General features: G+C 76.0%; 12 protein-coding genes. 2 read left to right on the top strand and 10 right to left on the bottom strand.

Annotation, left to right across the window (positions count from 1 at the left end; all coding sequences use genetic code 11):
• Positions 1-264: 264 nt before the first annotated feature.
• Positions 265-888 carry a TetR/AcrR family transcriptional regulator gene (locus tag VM95_RS05130; RefSeq protein WP_244178635.1) on the bottom strand — a complete coding sequence of 208 codons (624 nt, stop codon included), beginning with the start codon at positions 886-888 and terminating at the stop codon, positions 265-267.
• Between the two features lie 113 nt (positions 889-1,001).
• Between VM95_RS05130 and VM95_RS05125 the strand changes: the two genes are divergently transcribed.
• Positions 1,002-2,054 (top strand): alpha/beta hydrolase, encoded by a 1,053-nt coding sequence (locus VM95_RS05125; protein ID WP_045692814.1) that lies wholly within the window; start codon positions 1,002-1,004, stop codon positions 2,052-2,054.
• A gap of 85 nt (positions 2,055-2,139) precedes the next feature.
• On the top strand, positions 2,140-2,994 hold the full coding sequence (locus VM95_RS05120) for a methyltransferase domain-containing protein (RefSeq protein ID WP_045692813.1): 855 nt from the start codon (positions 2,140-2,142) through the stop codon (positions 2,992-2,994).
• Between the two features lie 16 nt (positions 2,995-3,010).
• Here VM95_RS05120 and VM95_RS05115 read toward each other — a convergent pair whose 3' ends face one another.
• The 9 genes from VM95_RS05115 to VM95_RS05075 all read right to left on the bottom strand — a co-directional run bounded on the left by VM95_RS05115 (position 3,011) and on the right by VM95_RS05075 (position 12,464).
• Positions 3,011-3,250, bottom strand: a complete 240-nt coding sequence (locus tag VM95_RS05115) for a hypothetical protein (RefSeq protein WP_045692812.1) — start codon at positions 3,248-3,250, stop codon at positions 3,011-3,013.
• A 172-nt stretch (positions 3,251-3,422) separates the two neighbouring features.
• A complete protein-coding gene (locus VM95_RS05110) occupies positions 3,423-5,120 on the bottom strand; it encodes an FAD-dependent oxidoreductase (RefSeq protein WP_045692811.1) in 1,698 nt (565 codons plus the stop codon).
• Positions 5,121-5,182: 62 nt separating this feature from the next.
• The gene (locus tag VM95_RS05105) at positions 5,183-6,115 is read right to left on the bottom strand and encodes an AurF N-oxygenase family protein (RefSeq protein ID WP_045692810.1); all 933 of its coding nucleotides are present in this window, start codon (positions 6,113-6,115) and stop codon (positions 5,183-5,185) included.
• Positions 6,116-6,220: 105 nt separating this feature from the next.
• Positions 6,221-7,312, bottom strand: a complete 1,092-nt coding sequence (locus tag VM95_RS05100; protein WP_045692809.1) for an alpha/beta hydrolase — start codon at positions 7,310-7,312, stop codon at positions 6,221-6,223.
• Positions 7,313-7,424: 112 nt separating this feature from the next.
• Complete coding sequence (locus tag VM95_RS05095; protein ID WP_279616815.1) at positions 7,425-8,696, bottom strand: RNA polymerase sigma factor; 1,272 nt, start codon at positions 8,694-8,696, stop codon at positions 7,425-7,427.
• A complete protein-coding gene (locus VM95_RS05090) occupies positions 8,693-9,055 on the bottom strand; it encodes a YciI family protein (RefSeq protein WP_045692808.1) in 363 nt (120 codons plus the stop codon). The genes VM95_RS05095 and VM95_RS05090 overlap by 4 nt, the downstream gene beginning before the upstream one ends.
• Before the next feature lie 130 nt (positions 9,056-9,185).
• Positions 9,186-10,214 (bottom strand): RNA ligase family protein, encoded by a 1,029-nt coding sequence (locus tag VM95_RS05085; RefSeq protein WP_045692807.1) that lies wholly within the window; start codon positions 10,212-10,214, stop codon positions 9,186-9,188.
• A 322-nt stretch (positions 10,215-10,536) separates the two neighbouring features.
• Complete coding sequence (locus tag VM95_RS05080; protein WP_045692806.1) at positions 10,537-11,187, bottom strand: response regulator transcription factor; 651 nt, start codon at positions 11,185-11,187, stop codon at positions 10,537-10,539.
• Positions 11,175-12,464 carry a sensor histidine kinase gene (locus VM95_RS05075; RefSeq protein WP_045692805.1) on the bottom strand — a complete coding sequence of 430 codons (1,290 nt, stop codon included), beginning with the start codon at positions 12,462-12,464 and terminating at the stop codon, positions 11,175-11,177. Before VM95_RS05075 ends, VM95_RS05080 begins: the two co-directional genes overlap by 13 nt.
• Positions 12,465-12,473 lie beyond the last annotated feature (9 nt).

Here is a 12,473-nt window from a genome sequence, read left to right as displayed (position 1 = left end):
ATTGATCGGGCCGGGCGACACCCGGACCCCCGCGCGGTCGCCCCGCCGAGCTCGGCCGGGAAGGGCCAAGCGGAGCACCGGGCACGCCAGCCACCCGGCCCTCACGCGCACGAGAAGTCGGCCCGGCCGACTTCCTACGTACCCCTGGCAATGCCAGACCCGCGGCCAAATGCGGCCAGAGCCACGGCACTTCGCCACCACCGGGCACGGCGGCCACCCGGTCCTCGCATGCACGAGAAGTCGGCCGGTCCGACTTCTCGTGCGCTACTCCCGCGCGCGGAGGCCGTCCAGGACGAGGTCGGCCAGGCGGGTCGGGAGGGTGGGGTCGAGGGTGCGGTGGGCGAGGACGGCGCGGGCCTGGAGGGGGGCGCAGAGGAGTTCCAGGGCGAGGGCGGTGTCCGTGTCGGCCGGGAGTTCGCCGCGTTCGACGGCTCGGCGGACGATCACGCCGGCCTGGTCGAGGCGGGACTGCCAGAAGGTCTGCCAGGACTCGGCGAGCGCCGGGTCGTCGGCGCCGAGGACGGCTCCGCGGACGACGGCGCGGCCGAGCGGGGTGGCCAGGTAGTCGGCCAGGGCGCGGGCGAAGGCGGCCAGGTCGGTGCGGACGGCTCCCGTGTCGGGCACGGGGATGCCCTCGTCGCTGGCGGTGAGCATGGCGTCCAGTGCCAGTTTCTCCCGGCTGCCCCAACGCCGGTACACCGTGGTCTCGTTGACCCCGGCGCGGGCCGCGACCTCGGCGATGGTGAGCCGGGCGAGGCCGTGTTCGGCGAGCACCTCCATGGCGGCCGCGAGCACGGCCTGCCGCACCCGCGCGGCCCGTCCGCCGGGGCGGCGGCGGATCGGGTCCTGGTCTTCTCCGGTCATGCGTCCGGTCATGCGTCCGGTCATGCGTCGATCACCTCGCCCGCCACCTTAACGCAGGGGCACTTGCGTTAAGCGACCCCCGGACGCATAGTCACTAACGCAAGAGTTCTGGCTTTAACGAGCAGGAGGCCCCCGCCATGCCCTTCACCTGGCCGCTCGACCCGCAGGACCTGTTCGCCGAGCGCTACCCGCAGATGACCCTGGCCCTGCCCGCCGCCGAGGTGGACGCGGTGCGCGCCGCCGTCACCGAGATGTGGCCCGACCGGCCCGGCGGCTGGGTGTACGAGTGGTCCGCGCTGGCCGCCCGGCACGCCGCCGCCGGCCGGCACCGCGAGGCGGCGCAGGCGTACGGCTGGGCGAAGTTCCCCTCGCTCGCGGACGGGCCGAAGCGCACCGCGCTGGCCCGGCAGGTCGAGCAGTACGTCCTCGCCGCCCCCGGCTTCCCGGTGGAGTTCGAGCGCCGCTCGCTCACCGTCCCGTACCGGGGCGGCACGGCCACCCTGCCCGTCCACCTGATGGCCGCCCCCGGCCTGCCCGCCGACGCCCCGGTCCTGCTGGCCAGCGGCGGGGTGGACTCCTGGAAGGCGGACCTGCACGGCGTCTGGGAGCAGCTCGCGCTCGCCCTCCCGGCGCGGCTGCTGCTGTTCGACCTGGCCGGCACCGGCGAGACCGCCCACCTGCCGATGACCCCGGACGGCGGCGCCGAGGTGATCGAGGGCCTCATCGCCTTCGCCCGGACGATCGGCAACGGCACGGTCGGCCACTTCGGCATCTCGATGGGCGGCTACTACTCCGCCCGCTCCGGGCTGAGCGGCACCGTGGACGCCGCGGTGGTGCTGGGCGGCCCGGTGGAGCGCTCCTTCGCGCCCGGCCGGGGCTTCGCCTTCGGCATGGACGGCATCGTCGGCAACGCGCTGGGCTTCGACGAGGTCCCGGGCCGGGCCGAGCGCGAGGAGGCCTTCGCCGCCTTCGACCTGCGCCCGCTGCTGGACCTGGCCGTCAACGCGCCGATGCTGGTGGTCAACGGCGAGGACGACGTGCACGTCCCGCGGCACGACACCCTGGTGTTCGCGGGCCGCCGGGCCACCCGGGTGGAGCTGGTCCCGGACACCGGCCACTGCGCGGTCTCGCGGTTCGGCGAGGCGATGGCCCTGATCGTGCCGTGGCTGCGGCTCGCCCTGATCGGATAGTCCGACGACCGCACCTTCCCTCCCCGCGGCGCAGTGCGCGTGGCGCCGCCGGGAGCGGCCCCGGGCCCGCCGCTAGCGTGTCCGCATGGGCGCTCAGGAACTCGATCTCGCCGGGCTGCGCAGGGTCTACGGGCGGGCCGGGAGCCGGTGCTTCTACGCCCTGGTGGCGCGCAACGCCCGGCACTGGGGGTGGACGGAGCCGGGCCAGTCGAAGTGGCGGCTGTGGCGGGCGCAGCGGCAGGTGGAGGACGTCCTGGGCCGCAAGCTGGCGCTGCCGGCGGGCGCGCGGGTGCTGGACGCGGGCTGCGGCTCGGGGGTGGTGGCGCGGGCGATGGCGACCCGGTTCGGGCTGCTGGTCGCCGGGGTCGACGTGCTGGACGTCCTGCTCGCCGAGGCCCGCCGGCTGAGCGCCCGGGCCGCGCTGGCCGACCGGACCGCCTTCACCGGCGGCGACTACCACCGACTCCCGTTCGGCGACGGCGAGTTCGACGGCGCGTACTCGATGGAGACGCTCGTCCACTCCTACGACCCGCGCCGCGCGCTGGCCGAGTTCCACCGGGTGCTGCGCCCCGGCGGGCGGCTGGTGCTGATCGGCCCGATGAGCCTCGGCCCGCTGGAGGAGATGGAGCCGGGGGTCCGCACGGTCCTCGAACCGTACCTGGACGCGCACGTGCTCCCCGGCGCGCGGATCTACCACGCCCGCAACCTGCCGCGGCTGCTCGCCGAGGCCGGGTTCGAGGTCGAGGAGGCGCTGGACGCGACGCCGTACTACCTGCCGACCACGGAGGCGCTGCACGTGTACTTCCGGCTGCCGTGGGAGCTGGTGCGCCGGTTCGGCGATCCGGCGAAGTGGCTCAACCTCCGCACCACGGTGGAGATGTACGCCGTCCGCAACGTCACGGGCTGGTACGTCCACACGGCCGTCAAGCCCTCGCGGTGACCACCGCCCCGCCCGCTCACGCCCGCGGCCGCGTCCACGCCCCGCGCGGGGCGGCCAGGTCCTCCCACACCGGATCGGGCAGGCCCGGTACGGTGCGGCCCTCGGCCTGCCAGCGCCGGGCCAGTTCGGCGTAGATGGGGGCCCCCGGGTCGGCCGTCCCCGGGCTGTCGGGCGGCCGTTCCGGGAGGCCCGGAAACGGCTGCTCGCCGTGCAGAATCGTTTCTTCGACCGGCCGCCGCCGACGCGGCGCCGGCATCACCCCGAATGCACTCACACCCGCCCAACGCACCCCGCCCGGATCGGGACACGGCCGCGTCAACCCGCGGCCGCCACGTCAGCCCCGGTGCGGAAACCGCACGGGCGAGCGAGCGGCCGGCGCACGAGAAGTCGGCCGGTCCGACTTCTCGTGCAGGACAGGCCGCCGGCACCTACCGCCGCCGCCCGGCCGCCAGCAGCGCGGGCACGGTGGCGAGCTTCACCCGGGGCCGCCCCTCGGCCGCGCCCCGGGCGCGCTCCGCCCGGTCCACCGCCCGCAGCTCCTTCAGCCCGACCGCGTCCGGCCGGCGCCCCCGCACCAGCTTCTCGAAGTCCCGCCGGCTCCCCGCCGGGACGGGCAGCGCACGGGCCTCGGCGTCGTCCAGCAGCGCGTCCACGGTCTCCCGCGCGCAGGCCCGGTTGGCGCCGATCCCGCCGGACGGCCCGCGCTTGGCCCACCCGACCAGGTACGCGCCCGGCAGCGGCCGCCCGGTGGCCGGGTCGACGACCCGCCCGCCCCGGTGCGGGACCGTCGCCGCCGCCTCGTCGAACGGCAGCCCGGGCACCGGAACGCCCCGGTGCCCGATCGAGCGGACCACCAGCCCGGCCGGCAGGGTCTCCCGCTCGCCCGTCCCCGTCACCGTCACCGCGCCGCCGGAGCCGTCAGCGCTGTCCGCGCCGTCCGCGCCGTCCGCGCCCGGGGCCGTCCGCTCGACGGTCACCCCCGCGACCCGCCCGTCCGCGCCGGCCACCAGCTCGACCGGCGCCGACAGGAACCGCAGCACGATCCGCCGTGCGGCACCCGGCGCCGCGCCGGACGGCACCAGCGGCAGCCCCGCGAGCAGCGCCGCCCGAGAGTCCGGCCCGGCCGCCTCGATCGCCGCCCGCACCCGCGGGTGGTCCTCGACCACCACCTCCACCCCCGGCAGCTGCCGCAGCGCCAGGAACTCCGCCTTCGTCCACGCCGCCTGCTCCGGCCCGCGCCGGGCCAGCAGCACCACCTCGCGCACCCGGCCGGCGCGCAGCGCGGCGAGCGCGTGGTCGGCGATGTCGGTGGCGGTGAGCCGGTCCGGGTCGGTGAGCAGGATGCGGGCGATGTCCACGGCGACGTTGCCGTTGCCGATCACCGCGACGCGCTCGGCGGACAGTTCGACGGCGTCGGCCGGCACCGTGGGCTCGGCGTTGTACCAGCCGACGAAGGTGGTGGCCGGCAGACTGCCCGGCAGGTCCTCGCCGGGGATGCCGAGCCGCCGGTCGGCGGCCGCGCCGACCGCGTACACCACCGCGTGGTGGTGCGCGGTCAGCTCCGCGTGCGTGACGTCGGTGCCGACCTCCACGTTGAGGTGCATCCGCAGCCGCGGGTCGTGGAAGACGCTCGCGAAGCTCTCCGCGATCCGCTTGGTGGACTGGTGGTCGGGGGCGACGCCGTGCCGCAGCAGCCCGCCGGTCACCGGCAGCCGGTCGATCATGGTGATCTCGGCGCCGGTGCGGCGCAGCAGTTCCTGCGCGGTGTACCCGGCGGACGGGCCGGTGCCGACGATGGCGATCCGCAGCGGGCCGAACCCGCCGGGCAGGCTGCGCGGGAACGCGGGCGCGCCCCAGGCGTGGTCGCTGGGGTGGTCGCGGAACCAGTCCCGGTTGATCGGGCCGAACACGGTGTCCGGCCCGCGCAGCCGGTCGACCGGGAACACCGCGTCCACCGGGCAGGCGTCCGCGCAGGCGCCGCAGTCGATGCAGGCCGCCGGGTCGATGTACAGCATGTCGGTGGTGCCGAACTCCGGCTCGTCCGGGGTCGGGTGGATGCAGTTGACCGGGCAGACGGACACGCACGAGGCGTCGTTGCAGCAGGTCTGGGTGATCGCGTAGGCCATGGCCGGAGTGGGGTCCTCGCTGTGGAGAGGGATCGCTGTGACGGACGCGGTGCGACGGACCGTCAGAGCATGTGGAGGCGGCGGTAGATCGCCGCCGAGCGGCGGGTGAGCAGCCCGGTCTCGGCGAGGAACGCCATCAGGTGCCGGGAGCTGGTGCGCAGCATGGCCTTGCGGTGCTCGTTCGCCTTCACCTCGTCGAGCGCCCGCCCGACGTCGAGCCCGGCGGCCTTGTACACGCCCGGGTGGACCATGCTGGAGACGATCACGTACGCGCAGACCGCGATGCCGAAGGCCGCGTTGGCGCGCCGGGCCGGGCCCGCGTGGCGCATCCGCTCGCGGATCTCCTGCCGGGCGAACTTCATGTGCCGCGACTCCTCGACCACGTGGATCCGGGAGGTGCCGCGGACGATCTCCAGGACGTCCTCGCCGCGCATCCAGTCGCGCTGCATGACGTCGAGCACCTCCTCGGCCACCAGGATGCCGCCGTAGGCCAGTTCGCCCTTGGCGAGCGACTTGAAGGCCCGGCCCGCCTGGGCGACCAGCTTGTGCGGCCGGTACGCGGGGACGCCCATCTTCTCGCAGGCGCGGGCGAACATGATCGAGTGCCGGCACTCGTCGGCGATCTCGGTGAGCGCGAAGCGGAACTCGGCGCTGGCGGGGTTGTTGAGGTACTGGTCGCGCAGCACCATCTGCTGGAGGATCATCTCGAACCAGATGCCGGTGTTCATGATCGAGCAGACCTCGTGCCGGGTGAGGGTCACCCGCTGCTGCTCGGTCATCTCGTCCCACAGCCGGGTGCCGTAGAGGGTGCTCCACTCCGGGTTCAGGCCGTGGTGCTCCGGCGGGAGCGGGGCGTCCCAGTCGATCTCGACCGAGGGGTCGTAGGAGAGGGCGGCGGCCGACTCCAGCAGCCGCCGCGAGACGTCGTCGTCGGCCGTGGTGTGCCGCGTGGTGTGCCGGTGGTCGTGCCGCGCCACCGGGTCGGTGAGAGCCATGGCTGCCTCCAGGTGCCCGCTCCTGCGGGTGCCCGCTCACCCGCTTATTAGACGGACAGTACAATAAGCGGGCGTTCCCGAGAAGCCCCTGCGCAGGCGGGCTGCCTAGCCCACCGCCGCGCGCAGCGCCTCCGCCGCCTCGGCCGTCGCCTCCAGGAAGCGGCCGCCGATGCCCAGGTAGTTGGCGTAGCCGTGGATGAGGTCCCGGTGCCGGCTCAGCCGCACCGCGACCCCGGCCGCGCGCAGCGCCCGCGCGTACGCCTCGCCCTCGTCCCGCAGCGGGTCGAAGCCCGCCGTGCCGACGTACGCGGGCGGCAGGCCCGCGAGGTCCCCGGCGAGCAGCGGGGACAGCCTCGGGTCCGTACGGTCGGCCGGCTCGGGGGCGTAGTGGTCGGCGAACCAGTCCATCTGCGCGCTGGTCAGGTGGAAGCCCTCGGCGAACAGCTCGCGCGAGCGGCGCCGGACGGAGGCGTCCGCCGCCGGGTACAGCAGCAGCTGGAACGCCGGCGCCGGACCGCCCCGGCGCACCGCCGCCTGCGCCGTCACCGCCGCCAGGTTGCCGCCCGCGCTGTCCCCGCCGACCGCGATCCGCGCCGGGTCCACGCCCAGCGCCGCCGCCTCGGCGTGCGCGAAGTCGAAGGCGGCCAGCGCGTCCTCGGCCGCCGCCGGGAAGGGGTGTTCCGGCGCCAGGCGGTACTCCACCGACAGCACCCGCACCCCGGCCCGCCGGGCGAGGTACCGGCAGACGTGGTCGTGGCTCGCCCGGCTGCCCACCACCCAGCCGCCGCCGTGCAGGAACACCAGCAGCCCGGAGCCGGCCGCCGGCCCGCGCGGCGCGTACAGCGTGGCCGGCAGCTCCCCGTACGGCTGCGGGATCGCCACCTCCCGGACGGCCACCGGCAGGGTCGGGCCGCCCACCAGGTGCCGGGACAGGTCCATCGCCACCCGCGACGGCCCCACTCCGCCCGGCAGCACCAGCGCGGAACCCGCGAGCCGCTGCAGCCGCAGCATCAACTGCGCGTCCAGGGCCAGCTCCTGCCCGTCCCGCACCACCGGCGCCCCGGCCAGCACCCGGCGCACCCCGGCCGGCAGCGCGTACACGGCCCGGAGGGCGCGGGCCTGGACCCGGACGGGGAACGGGACGGGGGGCGGGGTGGGGTGCAGGGCGGGCGCGGGGGTGGGCTGCGGGGTGGCCATCTGCTGCCTCCAGGGAGCGTCGCGGAACGGGAGCCCCATGATGCGGCCGCCACCCCGCCCCCGGAAGCCCACCCCGGCCCCGGCTACACGGGAAGTCGGCCCGGCCGACTTCCTACTCCCCCACCAGCCGCTGCGCCCGCTCCACCAGGTGCCGCCGCTCGGGTGCGCTCGCCGTGCGGGCGGCGGCCGCGCGGTAGGCCTCGGCCGCCGCGGACCGGTCGGCGCCGGAGAGGTCGAGCAGGTGGGCGCGGACGGCCAGCAGGCGGTGGTGGCGGGCCATCCGCCGGTCGGCGGCCAGGGCGTCGACGACGGCCAGCCCGGCGTCCGCGCCCTGCACCTTCGCGACCGCGACGGCCCGGTTGAGCGCGACCACCGGGTTGGCGTCGAGGCCGAGCAGCAGGTCGTACAGCACCAGGATCTGCGGCCAGTCCGTCTCCTCCGCGCTCGGCGCCTCGCTGTGCACGGCCGCGATCGCCGCCTGCACCTGGTACGGCCCGACCCGGCCGCCCGCCAGCGCGGTGCCGATCAACTCCAGCCCTTCGTCGAGCAGTTCGCGCCGCCACAGCGCGCGGTCCTGCTCGCCGAGCGGCACCAGCGCACCGCCCGGGCCGGCGCGGGCGGGCCGGCGGGCGTCGGTGAGGAGCATGAGGGCGAGCAGTCCGGCGGTCTCGGCGTCGCCGGGGGTGAGGCGCAGCAGGAGCCGGGTGAGGCGGATCGCCTCGGCGGCGAGCGCGGGCGAGGTCAACTCCTCGCCGTCGCTGGCCGTGTAGCCCTCGTTGAAGATCAGGTACAGCACCTGCCGGACCTCACCGAGCCGAGCCGCCGCGCCGCCCTCGCCGGCCGGCGGCCCGAGCCCGCCGCCGGCCGTCCTGATGCTCTGCTTGGCGCGGCTGATCCGCTGCGCCATGGTGGCCTCGGGGACCAGGAAGGCGGCGGCGATCTGCGCGGTGGTGAGGCCGCCGACCGCGCGCAGGGTGAGGGCGATCCGGCTGGGCGCGGACAGCGCCGGGTGGCAGCAGAGGAACAGCAGCGCGAGCGAGTCGTCGGCGACCGCGCCCCCGCCCGCGTCGGCGGCGGGTGCGAGCAGCGCGGCCTGCGGGGTGGCGAGCGCGAGGGTCTCCTCGCGGCGGCGCCGGGCGGCTTCGCTGCGCACCTGGTCGAGGAGCTTGCGGCTCGCGACCGTGACCAGCCAGCCGCGCGGGTGCTCCGGCAGGCCGTCCCGCGGCCAGCGCAGGGCGGCCGCCAGCAGGGCCTCCTGCACCGCGTCCTCGCAGGCGTCGAACCCGCCGTGGCGCCGTACCAGCATGCCGAGGACCTGCGGCGCGAGTTCGCGCAGCAGGTCCTCGACGGCCCGGTCCTCCACGGCCCGGTCCGGGACGCTCACGCGCCGGCCGGGGACTCGTGCAGGATCGGCCACAGCTCCACCGGCTCGACGTCCGCGAACGGCATGTCGGCGGCGATCTGCTGGGCGCGCTCCGGGCTCTCGCAGTCCAGCAGGTAGAAGCTGGCCAGGTACTCCTTGGTCTCCAGGTACGGCCCGTCGGTGACGACCGGCGCACCCTCCACCCGCCGCACCAGCTGGGCGGCGGCCGCGTCGGCGAGCCCGTAGGCGCCGATGAGTTCGCCGGTCTCCCGGTAGCGGGCGTTGAACGCCTCCTGCTCGGCGATCGCGGCCGGCCAGGCCTCGGCCGGGAAGGAGGCCCACTTGGCCTGGTTGCCGTAGATCGCCGCGACGTACTTCATGTTCGTTCTCCTCCTGCGTCCCGCGCGCCCCGTTGGCGTGCCGTCATCCAGGAGACGGAGCCGGGCCCGGTTCCTCGACACGAACCGGCGGAATTCTTTCGAGAAATTCTCCGGAGGCACATCGCCGCGGTCAGTGGCGCCCCCGGTCCTCGGCGTCGAAGGCGGCGAGCGAGCGCGCGCCCGGCCCGAGGGCGCGCCGCAGGGCGGCTTCCGCGCCGGTGTCGAGCCCGCCGAGCGCGTCGGCGAGCTCCGCCGCCGCGTCCGCCGCGATCTCGGCGGCGACGGCGTCGAGCGGGGTGCGCGGCCCGAGCTTGCTGACGGCGGCGGCCGCGCGGGCGGGGGTGAGCAGGGCGCAGGCCCGGGCCAGCAGCCAGCCGGGCACACCGGCCGCGCCCCGGGGCGGGACGAGGTACGGGCGGGCGCCGTCGTAGCGGTCGTCCTCGGCGAAGGCCCGCTGCTTGACCTTGAGGAGCGGACGGGCGGCGGCCCCGGCGGCGCCCGTCTCGCGCCATTCCCCGGCCGGTTTGAGGACGTAGCCCTCGGCGTGGTTGTCCGGCAGGTCGGGCAGCCCGAGCAGCGCCGGGACGCGGCTGGGGTAGGCGACCGGCAGCTGTTGCAGGGTGGTGAGCGGGCCGCGGCCGAGCAGCGGAACGCCGGTGAGCCCGGCGGCGGCGGTGGCGGCGCGCAGCGCGCGGTCGGAGATCCACCAGCGGCCTCCGGCGGTGTCGACGGTGGCGTCGAACGGCAGCCAGTGCAGGCCCGGCGCGTACCAGACGCCGGTCTGCACCGGGTCGACGCCGTCCTCGGCGGGCACCTCGGGGTGCGGGTAGCGGCCGCCGGCGAGCTCGCCGTACACGGTGACCGTCGCGCCGCCCCAGCCGCCGGCCGAGTCGCGCACGACTTCGGCGAGGCGGGCGGCGGCGACGGCGAGCCGGGGCCAGATCCGGCTGACGCCGAAGAAGCCGTCCAGCCCTTCGTCACCGAGCAGTTCACGCCGCTTGGCCGCGCGGACGGCGCCGCCGGGCTCGCACACGACCGCGAAGTGCGCGCCGTGCACCTTCTCGGCGGCGATCCACTCCCGGCTGCCGGGCGCGTCGGGGCGCCCCCTGGCGGGGACCTTCGGGTACGGCGTCAGTGCGGTGCTCTGGTCGGCGGACACGCCCCGATCCTCGCCGGGCCGCCCACCCCCCGGCAACGGGATTCCGCACCGGGCAGGTGCTGCGTCCGGGCTACATCAGGCTGAGCGTCACGTTGACGCAGACGCCCACCACCACGACGACCAGCAACACCCAGGGCCACAGCGGTCGTTCCTTCGGGGGCTGCCATCCGGACATGACGTCTCCTGTTCGCCTGCGGGAATGCGAGCCGATCGGCCCACCGCCGACGCTAGCCCCGTGCGCCCGCCGCCCGCAGTCGAGCGTGCTGCCGTCCCGAGGTGCAGTTCTCTGCACCTCGGTCCCCCGCCTCAGCGATCCTCCGTGTCAGCCCACCGAGTTGAGGTACGTCAGCACTGCGCGGACCCGCCGGTGGCCGCCGTCCGCGGCGGGCAGCCCGAGCTTGCCGAAGATGTTCCCGATGTGCTTGTTCACCGAGGTCTCCGCGATGAACAGCAGCGCGCCGATGGCCCCGTTGCCATGCCCCTCCGCCATCAGCGCGAGCACCTCGCGCTCGCGCGAACTGAGCGCCGCCAGCGGATCGTTGCGCACCCGGCGCACCATCAGCTGGGAGATCACCTCCGGGTCCATGGCGACCCCGCCGCCCGCCACGCGCTCCAGCGCCGCCAGGAACTCCTCGACCCGGCCGACCCGGTCCTTGAGCAGGTAGCCGACGCCGTGGGCGCCGTCCGCGAGCAGCTGGGCGGCGTACCCGTGCTCGACGTACTGGGACAGCATCAGCACCGGAAGGTCCGGGACCTGCCGCCGGGCCTCGACCGCGGCCCGCAGCCCCTCGTCGCGGAAGCCGGGCGGCAGCCGGACGTCCAGGACGGCAACGTCGGGGCGGTGCCGGAGCAGGGCGGGCAGCAGGGCGTCGCCGTCCTCGACGGCCGCGCAGACCTCGTGGCCGACACTGGTCAGCAGCAGCGAAATCCCTTCCCTCAGCAGGGCGTTGTCCTCGGCGATCAGGATCCGCACGGCAGCTCCACGCGTAGCAGGGTCGGCCCTCCGGGCGGGCTGTGCAACTCGGTGACGCCGTCGAAGGCGGCCACCCGGCGCTGGATGCCGCGGATCCCGCTGCCCTCGCCGGGCGCGGCCCCGCCCCGCCCGTCGTCCCGCACGCGGATGTGGATCGCGGTGCGGGTGGTGCGCAGCCGCACCTGGCTGCTGCCGGCGCCGCTGTGCTTGGCGACGTTGGTCAGCGCCTCGGAGAGCACGAAGTACGCGGCGGCCTCCACGGCGACGGGCGGCCGGGCACCCCCGGCGGTGTCCTCGACGTCCAGTTCGGTGGGGATCTGGCAGGCCGCGACCAGCGCGCGGGCCGCGTCGGCGAGGCCGCGGTCGGCGAGCACCGGCGGGTGGATCGAGCGGACGGCCGTCCGCAGCGACTGCACGGCCTGCTCGGCGGCCTCGTGCGCCTGGTCGATCATGGCGGGCAGGCGCTCGGGGCTGTCGGTGAGCATGCGCTTCATCAGGGCCAGCCGCAACGAGACGGACACCAGGCCGGCCTGCGCGCCGTCGTGCAAGTCCCGTTCGATCCGGCGCAGTTCGGCGGCGTGCGCCTCCAGGGCCTCGGCCCGGGTGACGGTCAGCTCCTCGACCCGCCGGGCCAGCGAGGTGCGGCGGCGGCGCGGCTGGAGCAGGGCCCGGGTGGTCAGCGCGTGCAGCTGGGCGCACCAGGGCAGCAGCCAGCCGGCGAGCGCTCCGTACGCCAGGCCGACCGGCACCGCGGCGAGCACCGCCCACCAGGAGTCGATCTCCCAGACGCCGAGCTGCGGGGGCCGCGGCACGACCTGCCACCAGAGCGGGACGGTCAGCCAACTGACCGACCCCACGCACAGGGTGAGGGCCAGGGCGGCGCCGAGCGTGCCGAGCAGGGCGTGCGCGAGCAGCCACAGCAGGTCGGTGTAGGTGGCCCGGTCGGTGAGCATGGCCTGCGCCCGGACCAGGGCCTTCCCCTCCGCCGCGCGGTAGGCGGACGGGATCTCGTGGCCCAACCACCGCCCCGCGCGCCGCCGGTGGGCGTCGGCGGCCCGCCGGAGCCGGTCGAGCGCGGGCGGCAGCAGCACCAGCCCGGGGCCGACCAGGCTCAGCACGAACACGGCCAGCAGGGCGTACAGACCGAGGAGGGCGAGCAGCGCGGTGCCGCCGGTGGCGAGCAGGTAGGCCAGCGCACGGGCGAAGCGGCGGGTGCACTCCTGCCAGGTGTCCGCCCGCGCCGGCCGGAGACCCGCCGGCCGGAGACCGCCGTCCAACTCCGCCCC

This window comes from Streptomyces rubellomurinus (assembly GCF_000961885.1).
In the GTDB taxonomy this organism is placed as follows: Bacteria; Actinomycetota; Actinomycetes; order Streptomycetales; family Streptomycetaceae; genus Kitasatospora; species Kitasatospora rubellomurina.
The sequence above is the reverse complement of the archived record's forward strand: the minus strand, read 5'-3'. Positions and strand labels throughout refer to the sequence as shown.